This is a genomic window from Marichromatium sp. AB31 (assembly GCF_003718685.1).
Classification (GTDB): Bacteria; Pseudomonadota; Gammaproteobacteria; order Chromatiales; family Chromatiaceae; genus Marichromatium; species Marichromatium gracile.
The window spans coordinates 89,809-107,281 of record NZ_RHFI01000004.1 but is presented as its reverse complement, the minus strand read 5'-3'; the positions used below and the strand labels follow the sequence as shown (position 1 = coordinate 107,281).

The window sequence follows — 17,473 nt, the reverse complement described above, 5'->3', positions numbered from 1 at the left end:
ACCGTTTACGCGATCGCCGTCTACCTTGTGTAGGGCAGGGGCGCAGCCTGACTGCGCACCCCCAATCCGACCACCGATGCTGGAGGTTGCGATGGACGATTCGACCCCGTGCCATCAGGACCTATTCGACGAGCAGGGATTTCTCGAGGACCCCGAGCTGTGGAGTCGCGACCTGGCGCTGGCGATCGCCGCCGAGCTACGTCTCGGCGAGTTGACCGAGACGCACTGGGACCTGATCGATCGGCTGCGAGGTGACTATTTGGAGGGGCATGCGCGCGCCGATCCGTGTCGCGCGCTGGGACTCCCGGCGGATTGTGCCGAGCGTCTGTTCGGGGATATGCGGACAGCCTGGCGGATCGCCGGACTGCCGGCCGCGGACTCGCCTCGCCGTGCGCCCTTGGTGCCCGGCGGTGGGGCGGTACGCCAGTTACGCTGACGCCTTCGTCCCGTAGCGCTGCCGTGGCGGGTGCCGGGGGGGGCAGGGCCCGGCAGGCCGGGCCCCGGGGTGTCAGCGCTCGCCGTTGTCCTCGAGCTGGTCGGTCGCCTGCTCGACCCGGTCCCCGGCACCCTCGAGTGCCTCGGTGACGGCGTCGCGAGCCTGCTCCAGCTGCTGACCGATCTGTTCGGCCTGTTGGTCGATCTTGCGTCCGGCCTCCTCGGCCGGTCCCTCCTGTTCACAGCCGGCGAGGATCGGCGCGCCGAGCAGGCCGATGGTGAGCGCGAACGCGATACGGGGCGATGGGATGGTCATCTCTACACCTCCTGTGCTGTCTCGGTGAGACGGTGTCGGGCGCTTGAGGATAGCGCCAGGATGTCGGTACATGGGGGCCTTGAAGATAGGCTGCGGGTCATTTCGGCCCGCCCGTCGAACTAGATAGGGACGTTTTTTTGCGCTGCAACATGATGAGCGGTCGTTGGAGTGGTCCCGCCGCCCTGTACTCTTGCTTCAGGTCCAGGGACGGAATTGCTGTAGGCGACCGATCGGATCGCTCGATGGGCTGTTCCGCATGTGCGATCCGCTGCGCAATCAGACCACGGAGATGCACGATGACCGAAAATGACTGCTCAGGGGGCGACGCACCCCCCGCTGCACCCTGTGTCTTTCGTTGCTGGAGATGTACCCAGGCATCGTCCGGCGTCCGTTGGAGACATGGCTCGCGTTCGCCATCCGCGTTGCCCCTGCAGCGTCGCGCGGGCCTACGCAAGCCGCCCGATGGTGATGAGCTGGGGTGCGAACTCGCCCGGGCCTGGCTCGCCGCGACCCGGGCGGGGCGCTGGCGTCTGTCGGTACAGACACGGGCCGCGCTCTGTCTGTTGGGTGGAGATGCCTCGCCATGGGAGACACTGATCGCCAGCAGTTTCGCCCGTTCCGGCGGTCGGCTGCGTTGGCATGGCTGATGACGTGCGCGTTTTGTCTCCTGCGGGAGTACATCGACCGATGAGCTTGCAATGGTTGGTGCACGGATGGCGTGTGATGATGGGGGCGCTGTCGCTGACGGCGCTGCTCGGTCTGACCGATGTCCTGGCCCAGGATGGACTGCTGCTGACACCGGGAGAGCGCCAGGGCATCGGTTATGTGAGCGGTGGGGTCGGACTCGACGAACGTCGTTATCTCGATACACGCCTCGGCATCGACTACAACCTCAAGCTCGAGTTCGCGCTGCACGACGGTCGCTATCTCGGCGACGTCGCGGTCGAGATCCTCGGCGCCGATGGCGGGTCGCTGGTGTCGCTGCATTCCCCCGGGCCCTGGCTGCTGCTGCGCCTGCCGGAAGGGCGTTACCGGATTCGTGCCCGGACGCTGTCGCGCTCCTTCGAGCAGTCGATCAACCTGGAGTCAGACACCACCGGAACTCTGATCTTCAATGGCTGGCGGGACACACCCGTGCCTTGACGTCGCGCGCAAGCGCGGCCATGTCGTTCAGCCTCCGCTCCTCCTCCTTCCGCTGTCGCCGCCCCGTCGAACCCTTGGTCGGCCTTGCGACCCGGATCACCCCTTGACCTCGTTGGCGGATGCCGCTCTGGTGATCGCCGTGGCGTGGGATTGTCATCGGTGATTCGGGGTTGAACAGCGCCCGCGCCTTGTCGCAGGATTCCATCAATCATCGCCGCATGTGGCCTTGCAAGGCCCATGGACGGGGGCGTGATGCTCTGGATGCGAGACGGTGCCCGGCGGGTCCATGCGTGCCCCGTGCCTGTCGTCTCGTTCCGTTGGCCAAGGCCGTCGTCCGGGATGTGGCGGCCCCGAGGAGTGAAGAAGATGACGACGATGCAGTATGAGTCCCTGGCCGACTTCGTGCGCGCGCTCGATTTCGCCGCGGACAAGCACCGCGACCAGCGCCGCAAGGACGAGCGTGCCTCGCCCTATATCAACCACCCGATCGCCCTGACCCGGGTGCTGATCGACGAGGCCGGGGTGACTGACCCCGTGGTGCTCTGTGCTGCGCTGCTGCACGACACCATCGAGGACACCGCCACCACCGAGGCCGAGCTGATCGAGCACTTCGGGGATACCGTCACCGCCGTGGTGCTCGAGGTCAGCGACGACAGGTCGCTGGCCCAGCACGAGCGTAAACGGCTGCAGATCGAGCACGCCCCGCAGCTCTCCGAGCAGGCCCGCTTGGTCAAGCTCGCCGACAAGATCTGCAACCTGCGCGACATCCTCGACTCGCCCCCACCGGACTGGAGCCGTGAGCGCCAGCGCGCCTATTTCGACTGGGCCGGACAGGTGATCGACGGCCTGCGCGGGACCCACGCCGCGCTCGAGGCGGTCTTCGATCAGGTCCATGCCCAGGGGCGCGAACTCTGAAGCGGTGTCTACGACAGCGCCGCCAGTGCCTGCTCCAGCCGGCCGAAGCCAGCCCTTATCCAGCTGCACTCTTGGTTGCGGGTGGGGCGCTTGCCGGTATCTCGGTGCACTGAGCGCCAATGCCTCAGAAGACGAGACATATCCGCGCTTCCGTTCGGACGCGTCTGTAGAGCCTCTCCCGAGAAACGACGCAGCTCCTTGAGCTGATGCCCGTGCGCTATGGGTTGGAATGCCTGCTTTACTGCCCTGGCGTGCGAGCCCTCTCTGACCGATTCGTGCTCATTCGAGAAAGACGTCGAGGATGGCATCGATTTCGATTCGAACGCCGTATGTGTCGACCAGATCCAGGAGTAGGCCGAGTACGGTGGGTTGCGGTTGTATACGAGCGCGTCGATCAATGGTACCGGTATCGCGGTTATAGTAGATGTCGCTTTCAGCGAGATGTTGGAGCCGTATGCGGATCATCATCGATGATCCGCATACGGCGGATCTTTCGGCACCTCGGCGGCGTGCTGATGCCAGCGAGGCGTTGATCGCAAAGACGTTTCAGGTGATGGTGGCGTTTGGCTGCCCGAACAACCGGATGAAAGACTGCCATGACATGTTGCTCATCAGCCAGCCGTCTCCTTTCGAGGATGACTGGTTGGGACAATGGCCGCGCCCTTCGAACAGCGTGATGCTGACGATTCTGACTGATCTGCTCGATGCTCTTGCGCCGGACTTTGCCGGGGACAAGTGCAGGCAGTGTCCATGGAGCGGTGTTCTGGAGAACATGGCATTTCGTTCCGTCAGCCTCGCTGATGTGATTGCACGTGTTTATCGATTCATCATGACTCAAGCAATCACCGCAGCAGCGGTCGGCAGGAGCGACTGATGTCATCGGATCCGAGCCGTCTCATTGCCGCACTCGCACGTGACCGGATCCATCTGGACCTGAAGACGCTCGACCTGTGCTTTCTCGCTGGCCTTTACCTGCAGGCCGACCGGGCGTCACTCGCGTCTTTTGAGGAGGATGCGCTTATCGACATGTTCGAGCAGGTGTGCGATGTGGTGGATCCGGGTGCGGACCGTCCACGCAAGCGCGCAACACACGCCATCCAGCGGCTCCGTGACCAGCGCATGCTGGCCCGGGTGGACGGCGCGGGCATCGTTCGATCCGGTGAGTACACGCTGACGCGCCTGGCCGCTGCAGTCGTCGAGTACTTCCTCGCCGATGAGGCACTCACTCGCGAGAGCTTGACCTTGCTCACGGGGACGCTTCGGGCCCAGCTCGCCGAGATCCTTGCAGCGGCCAAACGCGCCGATACGGACGATGCATGGCGGGAGCGAGTGGTGGCGCCATTGCGGGTAACCGTTGGCGATCTTGTCGGCGGCATCGAGCGCCGTCAGCGCGGGCTCGATGCGCAACAGGAAGAGGTGCAGGGAGAGATGGCCGGCCTTCTGCAAGCGGATTGGTTCGGCGCGGTCGAACGATGCCAGTCGTTGCTCGACACAACCACTGATACGCTCCGAGAACTCAACGAGATCCTGCTCCGCGACACCCATCACTTTGTCGCGCTGTTGCAAGAGATTCAGTCCTCGGCTTCCGAGGCGGGACAGACCGAGTCCGAAGAGGCGGTGCAGCGCGTCATCGAGCACGTCGATCGCATCGCCGCCTGGGGCGGCGCCCGGCAGCGCGCGTGGTCGGACTATTACCAATACGTTCATCGTTATCTTCGTGATGTCGTACGCCTCGACCCGGACCGTGCATTGAGTCAGCGACTGCGCGATCAGGTCGCGGGCTGGCCGGCGACACCGTTCCACTTGCTCGTGACGGCGGCACCGTCGATCCGGCTGCTGCGTCCGCTCGAGTCGCGAGTAGAGCGGCCAGCTGTCATGAGGCCACGCGCCGATCGCGAGGGCTCTCCCGATCTTGTTGATCCTGAAGAGGCGGGCCTGGACATCGAGACTTTGGTTGAAGGGGCGCTAGCCGAGGGCGCTCGATCCCTGGCCGAGGTGACCGAGTGGGTATTGCCCCGGTTTCCTGTGGCTCTTCGCTACGCCGTTACCGGCCGCGTGGTCGACGTGTTCGTCCGTATCGTCCGGATACGCAGCACCTACGAGCGTCCGTGGCGTACTGTTGCGCCATGCCTGGAGCTGGAGGACTGGGAGCTGTCGAGGGAGGATGAGTGACGGTGAGCGCCTCCAGCTTTCGGTCCCTCGAAGAGGCCATCAGCGATGAGCATTTCCCCGAGGTGGATCTCGTGCTACGCCGCGGGCGGCACATCGGGCGCGACGACGGCACGGCCTATGACTATCTCGTCGATGCCCTCGACCACCTCGAACCCTTCTATCGGCGGTTCGGCTGTGAGCTGATACAGCGGGCGGACGGGTATTTCTACCTCCTGCCCTCGGGGGATCGACTCGGTCGTCGCCAACTGAGCGCTGGCGAGATGCTCGTCGGTCAAACGCTCGCGCTGATGTACCTGGATCCCGCCACCGTGCAGCACGGGGGCATGGTTCAGCGTGAGACGCTCCTGCAGAGGCTCTCGGGGTTATTGGGGACGGAGGCGCTGGTCCGTATCCTGAATCCACGGCGCAGGAAGTTCGACGAACGGATAGCCGCCGAGACCGTTCGCACCAAGGTCACCGAGGCCCTTCGGCGCCTCACCGACCTCGGGTTCATCGATTCGGTCGACGACGCGATGCTGCGCCTGCGTCCAGCATTGATGCGATTCGCCGAACCAGTCCGCGACCTGAGCGACCGACAAGCCGCGCTGGAACGGTTGGTCCAGAGCGGTGAGATCAGCCTTGGTGACACTGACGAATTGCGCGAGCACGGTGCCAGCGACGGTGATGGAGTCGAGGACGACGAGGAGGAGGCGAGCGGATGAGTCGTACTTGGGCCCGGGCGCTCGTGCTCGCCAACTGGAAAGGCGTCTTCTACGAGCGCTATCTCATCGACCGGCATGTGACGGCCCTCGAGGGGGCCAATGGCGCTGGTAAGACAACGGTGATGATCGCGGCCTATGTCGTGCTCCTCCCGGATATGTCCCGGCTGCGTTTCACGAATCTCGGGGAGACCGGCGCGACGGGCGGTGACAAAGGCATCTGGGGACGCCTCGGTGAGTCTGGCCGGCCGGCCTACTCGGCGATCGAGTTCGCCCTGGCATCGGGTCAGCGCCTCATTGCCGGCGTGCACCTGGAGCGGAAGGGCGAGCCATCCGTCGAGCCAACGCCTTTCATCATCTCGGGTCTCGACATGGGTGTCCGCCTGCAAGACGTGTTCTTGCTCTCACTGGGCGACCACGACGTGGTTCCCGAACTCAACGAGCTGCGTGAGAACGCCGCACGTCTCGGTGGACGCTTGCAGGTCTTCGGTACCGCGCGCGATTACTTTGCCGTCCTGTTCGATCAGGGGGTGATGCCGCTGCGCCTCGCCACGGACGAAGAACGCAATAAGCTCAACGAGATGCTGCGTACCAGCATGACGGGCGGTATCTCACGGGCGCTGACCTCGGAGCTGCGCTCCTTTCTGTTAAAGGAAGAGACCGGGCTGGCCGATACCCTGCAGCGCATGAAGGCCAACCTTGATGCATGCAAGCGCACGCGCACCGAGGTCCAGGAGGCGCAGCAGCTCGAGCGTGAGATCGGCGGGGTGTTCGAGGCTGGACAGACCATGTTCGCCGCGGCCTTCTTCGCGACCCGAGAGCGTGCCGATGAACTCCGGCGCCGTTTGACCGAGGCCGAGGACGCTCGGCGCAAGGGCTGGGAACGGCTTGCAGAGGCCAAGGATCAGCTCGCCCGCGTTCACGATGATCTCGGCAAAAAGGCAGCTCGCCAGGAGGCTCTCGTGGCGGAGGTCAAGGCTGCCGAGGATTGGCTTCAGCGTCTTCATCGAGCGCTGCAGGCGGCTGAAGAAGTCGAGCAACGCCGCGAAGAGCTGTCTTCGTCCGAGGCCGATACACGGATTGCTGAGGCTCAACGCAAGGCGCGAGAACAAACTCGAAGCCAATGCCGGGCAGGCCTGCATTGCTGTCGGGAGGATGATTCGCGCGCCCGCGCGGGCCTCGCAGACCTCCAGCGTGGACTCGACGAACTCCACCGGCGTGCCGGCGCCTACAGGCAGGTGCTCCGTCGGAAGGGTGAGGTAGAGCGGCTACTCGAAGTAGAGGAGCTTGCGATCGGGACTGTCGCTGCTCGGGTGGCGGAGAGCAGGGCCACGCTCGATCAGGTGGATCGCTCTCGCCGAGACGCGAGGCAGCGGCTCGCTGATGCCGATCAGCACAGGCGAGATCACCGGGCCGCGCTTGAGGCACTCGAACTGATGGCAGAGGGGCCGGTCGAAGTGGACACCGCCCATTCGATGGCCCTCCAACAACTTCGCCGCTATCGGGATCTGGAGGCGCTGGCCGGGCGTCTGAGCACGATCGCCGCCGAACTTGCCGAGGCCCGCAAGTTCGCCAGCCGCCAAGCCAAGGCCAGGGAACAGGCTGAAAAACTGGGCATTTCCCTTTCGGGGCAGCGGTCTGCCCGCATCGAGATCACGGAGCCTCTTGAACAGACGGAGCTGGAGCGCGAGCGGTTGCTCGACCAAGCCCGCGAAGCTCAGGCAAACCAAGCTGACTGTCAGCGAACGCTGGACGTTGCGCTGGCGCGGCAAAAGGAGCTCGATGGTCGCGAGCCGATCTGGCGCGCCCTCGCGTTGCGCGCCCAGCGTCTGGCGGACGAACTCGGGTGTCCTCTGACGTCACTCCCGGAGCTTAAAGCTGCGCACCAGCAGGTAGGGCAGCACCTCACCCGAGTAAAGGCGAGTGAGTCCGAGCTTGTCGAGAGACGAGAGAGTCTCCAGTCGGCGGCACGAGAGCTCCTGGCCGTTGGCGGGCCGTTCGATACGGAGCTGCTGCGACTCAAAGACACCCTGGGTGCTGAACTCCTGGCCGGGGTATTCGAGGACGCGTCTGTTGAAGATGCTGCCGTGGTGGAAGCGAGGCTGGGGGCATTGGTGCAGGCGCTTGTCGTTGATGATCCGGTCACAGCCGCCAAGCAGGTCCATGGCCGCCCGGACTCGCTCTCTGATGTGTGGCTTGTCAGCCGCGACGAGGACGTTGCACGGCTCGGTGCGGACGCGGTCCGCGAGAGCGGCGAGGCGACCGATGTCATCGTCTCGGAGCCGCGGGCCATCCGCGTCACGCGGATCCCGACGCGTCCTCGCCTTGGTCGGAAGGCGCGTGAGAAGCGTGCCGCGGAGCTGCGTGCCGTGGCTGATACGCTGGATGCTCAGCTCGAGAACACACGAGTGGGGCGACGCCGGTTCGAGCGCCTGGCGGAGGATGGTGAAGCCCTACTTGTGGAGCAGCGCGTGTGGCTGGCCGGCGACCCGGCACCGGAGCTGGCGGCGATTGGTCGTCAACTCTCGGAGATTCAAGAGCAACGAGAGAGCCACCGTGCTGCAGTGACCCGATTTCAGGAGGCGGCCCGCCAGCTTGCGCCGCGTATTGAGGCGCTACGCGGTCTGCTTGGTTCAGCCGTGTTGCTCGATCCCCCAGATCATGCGCAACGTCGAGACGACCTCGGGCGGGACCACGATGCCGCACAAGCGGCGCAGGCTGAGATTCAGCGTTGTCGGCAAGCCGCCCGGGTGGTCGAGGGCAAGCTCGACACGCTGCGGCGAACGCCGTTGTCGGAGGTGGAGGTTACGATTCTCGAAACCGAGCTGACTCGACTCTCGGACGAACGCGACCGGTTGGATGCCGCGATAGAGGCCATGGAATTTATCGCGGTCAACGCGGAGGCCCTGCGCTGGGACGACGCGCCTGTGCAGCTCGAAGAGAACCGGTTGCTTATTCCGGCGCTTGAGGAACAGCTGCACCGGGCGGAAGAGGCGCTTAACGAGGCGGGTGCCGCGGTCGAGGCCGCCGAGCAGGCGTTCGAAAGCGCCACAGCAAATTGGCAGGACGCCGATGGTCGTCGTCGGGCGGCCGTCGAACAACTTCGGGCCGCGGAGCGGCGCTTCAACGAAATGGAGATTCCCGACCCCACCGAAGCCGCCGTCGCGACCGCGCATGAGGCGATGCGGCGATTGGAAGAGGAGGCGACGGCGCTTGCCGCGGAACTCACAGCGCTGAACACCACCAAGGGGCGTTGTGAGGCCGAGCAGGCGCAAGCAGCTCGCGAGTACGGGGAGGCCGAGGAGAAGGTTGCTGCCGAACGCCGCGAGGCTGAGCCGGCTCTTGATCGCTGGGAGCGCCTGAGAGCGGCCGTAGTGGAGCGGAATCTACTCGCCAGCGTCGTTACCTCCGGAACCAGCGATGTCAGCGGGATCCGCGGACACGTGAATCTCGTGCAGGAGGCACACAAGCAGAGGGCTGTGCTCGTGGAGCGGCTACGAGCCGCTCACGGGGCACAGGATCTGCTCGCCAAGGTCGACAAGAACGCCGAGGGCGAAAGCATCGGGTTTGCCGACGTCTACCTAGAGCTCTGGCTGGCGGTGCGCGACTGGTTGCGTCGCCGGCTGCCGGCGCAGGTGGCCGAAGTGGACGACCCGCGAGAAGCGCTGCTGCGATTGCGTGATCAACTGACAGGGCTCGAGGAGCGCCTTTCGCGTCAGGAAAAGGATCTGCGTGGCGCCAGCGAGGATGTTGCTCGTGGGATCGACGTGCAGATCCGCAAGGCTCGAGGCCAGGTCAGCCGTCTCAACCAGAACCTCAACGGCGTCAGCTTCGGCAGCATCGAAGGGGTTCGGGTGAAGGTCCAGTCAGTGGGGCGGATGGAGCAGGTGCTTCGGGCGCTGCGTGATGGCGCTGTGCAGGGACTGCTGTTCCAGGAAAACCTGCCCATCGAGGAAGCCTTGGATGAGATCTTTCGACGCTACGGCGGTGGGCGCTCGGGTGGCCAGCGACTGCTGGATTATCGTGAGTACGTCCACCTGCAGGTGGAGATCCGTCGTACGGCTGCCCCTGACTGGGAGGCTGCGAATCCCATCCGTCTCTCCACCGGTGAGGCGATTGGTGTTGGCGCTGTGCTGATGATGGTCGTGCTCACCGAGTGGGAGCGGAATGCCACCCTGTTGCGCGGTAAGCGAGCACAGGGGTCGCTCCGCTTCTTGTTTCTCGACGAGGCCAACCGGCTCTCCCACGATAACCTGGGCGTTCTCTTTGACCTGTGTCAGACACTCGAACTGCAGCTGCTCATCGCTGCGCCAGAGGTCGCCAGGGCGGAAGGCAACACAACCTATCGCCTGGTACGGCGTGTCGATGCAGACGGGCGCGAAAAGGTGTGCGTCAGCGGGAGAAGAACGAGGGCGCATGTGTGATCTGGGTGAGCGACAACGCACGCCTGGCGTTGTTGGAGCTGCTTTCACGTGGCAGTCTCAAACGCCGGCGCACGCAGCTGGATGCGTACGACGCCCTTGCTGAGCTTCCCTGGACGCGGGCCACAGGTCGCCGCGACGAGATCGGCATGGTCGAGGAGCGCAGGGCAGAGCTTGCGGGCCTGATCGACCGGGTCTGGCCGGCATGGCGCGATGTGTTGGTGGACTTGGTGGCCGCCGGGCTACCGCCGACACCGGAGGGATATGGCCGGCTGCTCGATATCGAACGCGCCGCCGCCCTGCCCGAGCTGCCGGATCGCATCAACCGGCGAACCGCAGCCTCTCTCACGGCCTCGCATTCCAAGGCATCACTCACTGAAAGCCGAAGGGGTGCGCTCGGCGGGACCGATACCTCGCATGATGGCGCTATCAGGTTGCGTCCGCCGGCTGGGCTGTCGGCTCGAACGGTTAACGGAGTGATCGACCTCGGCGGGATTGCGGCGGTGCTGGGCGAGGTCTCGATACCGGAGCGAGCCTTGGTGGATGGCTTGGCCTTCGAGGGCGAGATGCGCGCTGTGCTCCTCGTTGAGAACCTGGGGGCGTGGCGTGACCTCTCTCCACCGCCGGGCTGGCTGTTGGCCCACGTGCCCGGCTGGGACACTGCCACCGTTGGTCACATGCTCAATCGCATCCAGGGCATACCCGTTGTGCACTTCGGCGACCTGGATCCGAATGGCGTGCGCATCATGCTGCACCTGCGCAAACGCGTACCGAACCTGAAGTGGTTTCTTCCCGAGTTCTGGTTTGAGCTCATAGACGTGTGTGGGCTCCAAGCCTCATGGCCCCAAGATCTCGAGCTCGACTTCGCGCCGGCTCCGGTGCGTGTGCTTGCTGCGCGCGGGCTATGGCTTGAGCAGGAGCGTATCGTCCTTGATCCGCGTATTCCAGAGGCCCTGGACTCGGCACTGATCCTGGATGCCCGGGATCAATGCGGTTTCGGTAGCGTTGAAGGGCCGTAATGCGACAGCCTGCTATAGCGGCGCCTCGTGACCTGATCGGGGTGTTGCGGTGTCTGCCAGGCGTCATGGCGTCACCTTCATCGGCCGTGCGCTGGATCTGCCCAAGCGCTAACTGAATGCCTCGGTGCGCTGTGCCGAGGTCGACGCCCCGGAGCAGCAGCGACCGCTCTGGACCAAGCCGGCACCGCTCAGCACGATACTCGAGCGCGCGCTCGATATCGGGACGCCTACGGCGTTGCGGGTATGGTTCGGCACGGTGTGCCTGTGGCCTGGATGCCGGGGAGGCTCGTGTGGGCGCTGATTCGTGAGCAAGGCCTGCGGGGGAGGGCACCTGCAGCACTGCCAGCTCGTGAACGATGTGATCTCCGCGCAACAAAAAAGGCCAACCATGACTGGTTGGCCTTTGCTGCTTGCTTGGTGGAGGCGGCGGGAATCGAACCCGCGTCCGCAAGCCCTCTGCCCTCGGTCCTACATGCTTAGCCCACTCTATTGTTTTTAGCCTTCTGCCGCCCGAAGGGCAGGGCGATCAGTCGGCGATTCCGTTAGGTTTTAGTGGATCAGGTCCGGACTCCCGTCACCACGATCCTGTGTGAGGTTACCCCTGGAATCCGCCGCCCACAGGCAAGTGACGGTCAGAGGCCCGCTGGGATTAAGCAGCGAGAGCGTAGTTGTCGTCGTTGGCAACTATAAGTTTGCGGAGGGTTTTACGAGGTCAACCGCACCTCGGCATGCACCTTAGGTTTCGCGACCCACGTCGAAGCCAGTCGCCCCCTTAAGTGAAAGGACACTATAGAAGAGCCGGGGTTCCCCGGCAAGTGCGGTGTGCCGGGGCGGGGCACGGATCGCCGCGGCTCAGTTGCCCTTGAACAGCCGCTCCTTCTCGCGTTGCCAGTCACGATCCTTCTCGGTGGTGCGCTTGTCGTGTTGCTTCTTGCCCTTGCCGAGGCCGATCTCGAGCTTGGCGCGACCGCGCTTCCAGTACATGGCCGTGGGCACCAGGGTGAAGCCGGCGCGCTCGGTCTGGCCGATCAGGCGGTTGAGTTCGTGGCGCTTGAGCAGCAGCTTGCGCGATCGCGTGGGGTCGGGGTTGATGTGGGTGGAGGCGGTCTGCAGCGGCGAGATGTGGGCGCCGATCAGGTAGCCTTCGCCATGGAGGATCTTGACGTAGCTCTCCTTGAGCTGGATGCGCCCGGCGCGCAGGCTCTTGACCTCCCAGCCCTCGAGTGCCAAGCCCGCCTCAAGGCGTTGCTCGATGAAGTAGTCGTGGCTCGCCTTCTTGTTGAGCGCGATGGTCGAGCCGCCGTCGGTCTTGTTCTTCTTTCCTTTAGCCATGTCGCGAGTGTAATCGATAGTCGAGGTAGGGCGGTACGGGAGGCGAGCGCCTGTCCAGCCCCCATGATACGCACATCCACGCCCTTTGGCTTGCAAGGGATAGGCTAAGCGGGTAGATTACCCGGCTCGATCAGGACGGAGTCTTTGCCATGCGAGCGCCACTGATTGCAGGGAACTGGAAGATGAACGGCAGCAAGCGCGACGCGCAGCTGCTGTTCGGCGGTGTATCAGCGGGAGCCGCCTCGCTCCAAGGGGTCGAGGTCGCGGTCTGTCCCCCTTTCCCCTATCTGGCGCTCGGTGAGGCCGAACTCGCCGATGGCGTGGTGCGTCTCGGCGCCCAGGACGTCAGCGCCGAGTCCGCTGGTGCCTATACCGGCGAGGTCGCGGCAGCGATGCTGGCCGAGTTCGACTGTCGCTACGTGATCTGTGGGCACTCCGAGCGCCGTGAGTATCACGCCGAATCAGACGCCCTGATTGCGCGCAAGCTGCAATCGGTCATCGCCAGCGGGATGCGTCCCATCCTCTGCATCGGCGAGACGCTGGAGCAGCGCGAGCGCGGCGAGACCGAGGCGGTCATCGCCGCACAACTCGATGGCGTGCTCCAGGTTGCCGGCATCGAGGTCTTCGCTGCGCTCGACATCGCTTACGAGCCGGTCTGGGCGATCGGTACCGGCAAGACCGCGACTCCCGAACAGGCGCAGCAGGTCCACGCCTTCGTGCGCGCAAGAATTGCTGCCTCGGATCAGCGTATTGCGCAGAAGCTGCGGATTCTCTACGGTGGCAGCATGAAGCCCGGTAACGCAGCCGAGCTGCTGGCGCAGCCGGATATCGACGGTGGACTGATCGGCGGCGCGTCGCTGGACGTTGATGATTTTCTCGCGATCTGTCGCGCCGCAGAGGCCGCGGCAGGTTAGCCCAGGGTAACGAGTCAGGCATGCAAACCATTTTGACAATTGTCCAGGTCTTCCTGTCGTTGGGCCTGATAGGCTTGGTCCTCATTCAGCACGGCAAGGGCGCTGACGCTGGAGCCGCTTTCGGAAGCGGTGCATCGCAGACCGTCTTCGGTTCGCAGGGGTCAGGTTCCTTCCTGACGCGAGCGACCGCGATCCTCGCGACACTGTTCTTCCTGACCAGCATGGCGCTGGCCTATTTCGCGACCCAGGTCAGCGAGCCGGAAGGCTTCATGGAAGACATGGATGATGCCGTGCTGATCGAGGCCGCGCCGGAAACCCTGGTGCCGTCCGACGTGCCCTCGGTCCCTGGCGTGGACGCCGGTGACAGCGCCGCTCCGGGCGCTTCCGACATCCCCGCTGCGCCTGCAGCAGAAATTTCTGTTGACAACGACGAAAATTCTGCTAATGTAGTGGGACACGCTGACGGGCAGGCAGATGACGCATCTGTCGAGACCGGTAACAGCGAATAAAATTTATTGCCGACGTGGTGAAATTGGTAGACACGCTATCTTGAGGGGGTAGTGGCGAAAGCCGTGCCAGTTCGAGTCTGGCCGTCGGCACCAAACAGCAAACGGCATACCAGTATCTGGTATGCCGTTTTTTTATGCCGGGATCGATATTCTAAGGGATTGAAAATCCTAATATTTTTGATTGAGCGCCGGGTTGACACTGTCGTTGACGCTGCACTAGACTCAATCTTCCGGCTTTATAAGCAAACCATGAAACACGGGGGTCAAGGTGCTCGAGAACTATTTGCCCATCCTGATCTTTATCCTCGTGGGGATCCTGGTGGGTGTCGGGTCGCTCGGGCTCGGGTACCTGTTGGGACCGCGCCGACCGGATCAGGAAAAGGACTCCCCCTACGAGTGCGGCTTCGAGGCCTTCGAGAACGCACGTCTGAAGTTCGACGTCCGTTACTACTTGGTCGCAATCCTCTTTATCTTGTTCGATCTGGAGATCGCCTTCCTCTTTCCCTGGGCGGTCGTACTGGATGACCTTGGGGTGTTCGCCTTCTGGTCGATGGCGATCTTCCTCGGCATCCTGGTGGTCGGCTTCATCTACGAGTGGAAGAAGGGCGCACTGGAATGGGAATAGAAGGGGTTCTTGAAGAAGGCATCGTCACCACGACGGCCGACAAGCTGATCAACTGGGCGCGCACCGGCTCGATGTGGCCGATGACCTTCGGTCTGGCCTGCTGCGCGATCGAGATGATGCACGCCGGCGCCGCGCGTTACGACCTTGACCGCTTCGGCATCATCTTCCGCCCGAGTCCACGTCAATCCGACGTGATGATCGTCGCCGGCACCCTGGTCAACAAGATGGCCCCGGCGTTGCGCAAGGTCTACGATCAGATGGCCGAGCCGCGCTGGGTGATCTCCATGGGCTCCTGCGCCAATGGTGGCGGTTACTATCATTACGCCTATTCCGTCGTGCGCGGCTGCGATCGCATCGTGCCGGTGGATGTCTACGTGCCCGGCTGTCCGCCGACCGCCGAGGCGCTGCTCTACGGCATTCTGCAGCTGCAGAACAAGATCCGCCGAACGAACACCATCGCCCGCTGAAGCAGTCTCCATAATCCATGTCTACAGAGCACCTGACCCGCAACGCCAGGCTGGATGCGCTCGCCGCTACTCTTCGCGAGCAGTTCGCGGAACACGGCTGTGAGCTGCTGGAGCAGTTTGGTGAGCTGACCCTGGTGGTACCCGCCGAGCGTCTGCTCGACGTGTGCCTGACCCTGCGCGACCACGAGGCGTTGCGCTTCGAGCAGCTGATCGACGTCTGCGGCGTCGATTACGCCGCCTACGGCGAATCCGAGTGGGAGACCGAGACGGCCTCCTTCACCGGCTTCGGGCGCGGCGTCGATCGCGATCCCGAACTCGAACTCGACGACCCCAAGCGCTTCGCGGTGGCCTACCACCTGCTCTCGCTGGCCTACAACCGCCGGTTGCGGTTGCGGGTCCATGCCGGTGGCGCCCAGCCGATGGTCGACTCGGTGGTCGATCTCTGGCCGGCGGCCAACTGGTTCGAGCGCGAGGCCTTCGACCTCTACGGCATCCTCTTCCGCGGTCACCCCGACCTGCGTCGCATCCTCACCGACTACGGCTTCGTCGGGCATCCCTTCCGCAAGGACTTCCCGCTGATCGGCCAGGTCGAGATGCGCTACGACCCCGAGCAGGCCCGTGTGGTCTACGAGCCGGTCTCGATCGAGCCGCGGGTGCTGGTGCCGCGCGTGATCCGTGGCGAGGCACCCGCCGGGTCCGATCCCAGCCAGGAGCCAGGTGATGCCTGAGATTCGCAACTACACCATCAACTTCGGTCCCCAGCACCCCTCGGCCCACGGCGTGCTGCGTCTGGTGCTCGAACTCGACGGTGAGGTCATCCAGCGCGCCGATCCGCACGTCGGCCTGCTGCATCGCGCCACCGAGAAGCTCGCCGAGAGCAAGCCCTACAACCAGAGCATCGGTTACATGGACCGGCTCGACTATGTCTCGATGATGTGCAACGAGCACGGCTACGTGCGCGCCATCGAGCAGCTGCTCGGGGTCGAGGTGCCGGAGCGCGCGCAGTACATCCGCACCATGTACGACGAGATCACGCGCATCCTCAACCACCTGATGTGGTTGGCCGCGCATGCGCTCGATATCGGCGCGATGAGCGTGTTCCTCTACTGCTTCCGCGAGCGCGAGGACCTGTTCGATTGCTACGAGGCGGTCAGCGGCGCGCGCATGCACGCGACCTACTATCGTCCGGGCGGGGTCAACCGCGACCTCCCCGAGCGCATGCCGCAGTTCGACAAGGCCGGCTCCAAGTGGCACGGCGCCAAGGAGATGGCCCGGCGCAACGCCAATCGCCAGGGCTCGCTGCTCGACTTCCTCGAGGACTTCACCGAGCGCTTCCCCAAGCACGTCGACGAGTACGAGACCCTGCTCACCGACAACCGCATCTGGAAGCAGCGTACCGTCGGCATCGGCGTGGTCTCGCCCGAGCGCGCCCAGGCCCTCGGTTTCACCGGGCCGATGCTGCGTGGCTCGGGGATCGCCTGGGACCTGCGCAAGAAGCAGCCCTATGCCGCCTACGACAAGGTCGACTTCGACATCCCGATCGGCATCAACGGCGACTGCTACGATCGCTATCTGGTGCGCATGGAGGAGATGCGCCAGTCCAACCGCATCATCCGTCAGTGCATCGACTGGCTGCGCGTCAACCCCGGTCCGGTGCGCATCGACGATGCCAAGGTGATCGCGCCCTCGCGCGAGCGGATGAAGGCGGACATGGAAGCCCTGATCCATCACTTCAAGCTCTTCAGCGAGGGCTATTGCACCCCGCCCGGCGAGGTCTATGCCGCGGTCGAGGCGCCCAAGGGCGAGTTCGGCTGCTACATCGTCTCCGACGGCGCCAACAAGCCCTACCGGCTGAAGATCCGCGCCCCCGGCTTCCCCCATCTGGCCGCCCTCGACGAGATGTCGCGCGGTCACATGATCGCCGACGTGGTGGCCATCATCGGGACGCTGGATATCGTCTTCGGGGAGATCGATCGCTGATGAGTTTTCGTACCACACCGCTCACTGTCGCGCACGATCGCGACAAGTCGACCCTGTTCACCGCAGAGCTGCGCGAGGCGATCGATGCCTTGCTGACCCGCTACCCCGAGGACTGGCAGCAGTCGGCGGTGATGCCCGCACTGACCCTGCTGCAGGACGCCAACGGTGGCTGGCTCACCCGCGAGCTGATGGACGACCTGGCGGCCTATCTCGACATGCCCGAGGTCGCCGTCTACGAGGTCGCCACCTTCTACGGCATGTACGACCTCGAACCCCAGGGACGGCACAAGGTCTGTGTCTGCAACAGCGTCTCCTGCATGTTGCGCGGCTCCGAGACGCTGATCGAGCACGTCGGTGAGAAGTACGGGGTGGGGCCGGGCGAGACCACCGCCGATGGTCGCTTCACCCTCAAGGAAGTCGAATGTCTCGGGGCCTGCCGCCATGCGCCGGCGGTGCTGGTCGACAAGACCTACCACGAGAACCTCTCGCCGGAGGCGCTCGACGAACTCATCGACGGGCTGGAGTGA

At 64.3% G+C, this 17,473-nt stretch carries 17 protein-coding genes, 1 tRNA gene and 1 other RNA gene; 16 read left to right on the top strand and 3 right to left on the bottom strand.

Annotated features, from left to right (window positions below):
- Positions 1–91 precede the first annotated feature (91 nt).
- Positions 92–436 carry a TusE/DsrC/DsvC family sulfur relay protein gene (locus EBL84_RS05165; RefSeq protein WP_165913537.1) on the top strand — a complete coding sequence of 115 codons (345 nt, stop codon included), beginning with the start codon at positions 92–94 and terminating at the stop codon, positions 434–436.
- A gap of 72 nt (positions 437–508) precedes the next feature.
- Here the strand turns inward: EBL84_RS05165 and EBL84_RS05160 are convergent, their stop codons facing one another.
- Positions 509–751 (bottom strand): hypothetical protein, encoded by a 243-nt coding sequence (locus EBL84_RS05160; protein WP_123139837.1) that lies wholly within the window; start codon positions 749–751, stop codon positions 509–511.
- 723 nt (positions 752–1,474) lie between these two features.
- Between EBL84_RS05160 and EBL84_RS05155 the strand changes: the two genes are divergently transcribed.
- From EBL84_RS05155 to EBL84_RS05125, 7 genes are all read left to right on the top strand, one after another.
- The gene (locus EBL84_RS05155; protein ID WP_123139836.1) at positions 1,475–1,894 is read left to right on the top strand and encodes a hypothetical protein; all 420 of its coding nucleotides are present in this window, start codon (positions 1,475–1,477) and stop codon (positions 1,892–1,894) included.
- 366 nt (positions 1,895–2,260) lie between these two features.
- Positions 2,261–2,809 (top strand): HD domain-containing protein, encoded by a 549-nt coding sequence (locus EBL84_RS05150; RefSeq protein WP_190287890.1) that lies wholly within the window; start codon positions 2,261–2,263, stop codon positions 2,807–2,809.
- A gap of 454 nt (positions 2,810–3,263) precedes the next feature.
- On the top strand, positions 3,264–3,683 hold the full coding sequence (locus EBL84_RS05145) for a hypothetical protein (RefSeq protein WP_123139835.1): 420 nt from the start codon (positions 3,264–3,266) through the stop codon (positions 3,681–3,683).
- Entirely contained in the window at positions 3,683–4,981 is a 1,299-nt protein-coding gene (locus EBL84_RS05140; protein WP_190287889.1) for a condensin subunit MukF, read from the top strand. Before EBL84_RS05145 ends, EBL84_RS05140 begins: the two co-directional genes overlap by 1 nt.
- A 2-nt stretch (positions 4,982–4,983) precedes the next feature.
- Positions 4,984–5,682 carry a chromosome partition protein MukE gene (locus EBL84_RS05135; RefSeq protein ID WP_062276806.1) on the top strand — a complete coding sequence of 233 codons (699 nt, stop codon included), beginning with the start codon at positions 4,984–4,986 and terminating at the stop codon, positions 5,680–5,682.
- A complete protein-coding gene (gene mukB / locus EBL84_RS05130; RefSeq protein WP_123139833.1) occupies positions 5,679–10,103 on the top strand; it encodes a chromosome partition protein MukB in 4,425 nt (1,474 codons plus the stop codon). The genes EBL84_RS05135 and mukB overlap by 4 nt, the downstream gene beginning before the upstream one ends.
- Before the next feature lie 5 nt (positions 10,104–10,108).
- Positions 10,109–11,119 (top strand): Wadjet anti-phage system protein JetD domain-containing protein, encoded by a 1,011-nt coding sequence (locus EBL84_RS05125; protein WP_223806956.1) that lies wholly within the window; start codon positions 10,109–10,111, stop codon positions 11,117–11,119.
- A 415-nt stretch (positions 11,120–11,534) separates the two neighbouring features.
- On the opposite strand, the gene ssrA is transcribed toward EBL84_RS05125, so the two are convergent.
- Positions 11,535–11,891, bottom strand: a transfer-messenger RNA (tmRNA) gene (gene ssrA / locus EBL84_RS05120).
- A gap of 80 nt (positions 11,892–11,971) precedes the next feature.
- Positions 11,972–12,451, bottom strand: coding sequence for an SsrA-binding protein SmpB (gene smpB / locus EBL84_RS05115; protein ID WP_005220205.1), 480 nt, complete (start codon positions 12,449–12,451; stop codon positions 11,972–11,974).
- 149 nt (positions 12,452–12,600) lie between these two features.
- Here smpB and tpiA point away from each other — a divergent pair, with 149 nt between their 5' ends.
- From tpiA to nuoE, 8 genes are all read left to right on the top strand, one after another.
- Positions 12,601–13,365, top strand: coding sequence for a triose-phosphate isomerase (tpiA, locus tag EBL84_RS05110; RefSeq protein WP_123139831.1), 765 nt, complete (start codon positions 12,601–12,603; stop codon positions 13,363–13,365).
- A gap of 20 nt (positions 13,366–13,385) precedes the next feature.
- Positions 13,386–13,874 (top strand): preprotein translocase subunit SecG, encoded by a 489-nt coding sequence (gene secG / locus EBL84_RS05105; RefSeq protein WP_123139830.1) that lies wholly within the window; start codon positions 13,386–13,388, stop codon positions 13,872–13,874.
- 8 nt (positions 13,875–13,882) lie between these two features.
- Positions 13,883–13,967 (top strand) — tRNA-Leu (locus EBL84_RS05100).
- A gap of 175 nt (positions 13,968–14,142) precedes the next feature.
- Positions 14,143–14,499 (top strand): NADH-quinone oxidoreductase subunit A, encoded by a 357-nt coding sequence (locus EBL84_RS05095; protein WP_025275102.1) that lies wholly within the window; start codon positions 14,143–14,145, stop codon positions 14,497–14,499.
- The gene (locus tag EBL84_RS05090; protein ID WP_005220209.1) at positions 14,490–14,966 is read left to right on the top strand and encodes an NADH-quinone oxidoreductase subunit B family protein; all 477 of its coding nucleotides are present in this window, start codon (positions 14,490–14,492) and stop codon (positions 14,964–14,966) included. The genes EBL84_RS05095 and EBL84_RS05090 overlap by 10 nt, the downstream gene beginning before the upstream one ends.
- Before the next feature lie 17 nt (positions 14,967–14,983).
- Positions 14,984–15,694, top strand: coding sequence for an NADH-quinone oxidoreductase subunit C (locus EBL84_RS05085; RefSeq protein WP_123139829.1), 711 nt, complete (start codon positions 14,984–14,986; stop codon positions 15,692–15,694).
- Positions 15,687–16,946 carry an NADH-quinone oxidoreductase subunit D gene (locus EBL84_RS05080; RefSeq protein ID WP_123139828.1) on the top strand — a complete coding sequence of 420 codons (1,260 nt, stop codon included), beginning with the start codon at positions 15,687–15,689 and terminating at the stop codon, positions 16,944–16,946. Before EBL84_RS05085 ends, EBL84_RS05080 begins: the two co-directional genes overlap by 8 nt.
- Positions 16,946–17,473, top strand: a complete 528-nt coding sequence (nuoE, locus tag EBL84_RS05075) for an NAD(P)H-dependent oxidoreductase subunit E (protein WP_123139827.1) — start codon at positions 16,946–16,948, stop codon at positions 17,471–17,473. Before EBL84_RS05080 ends, nuoE begins: the two co-directional genes overlap by 1 nt.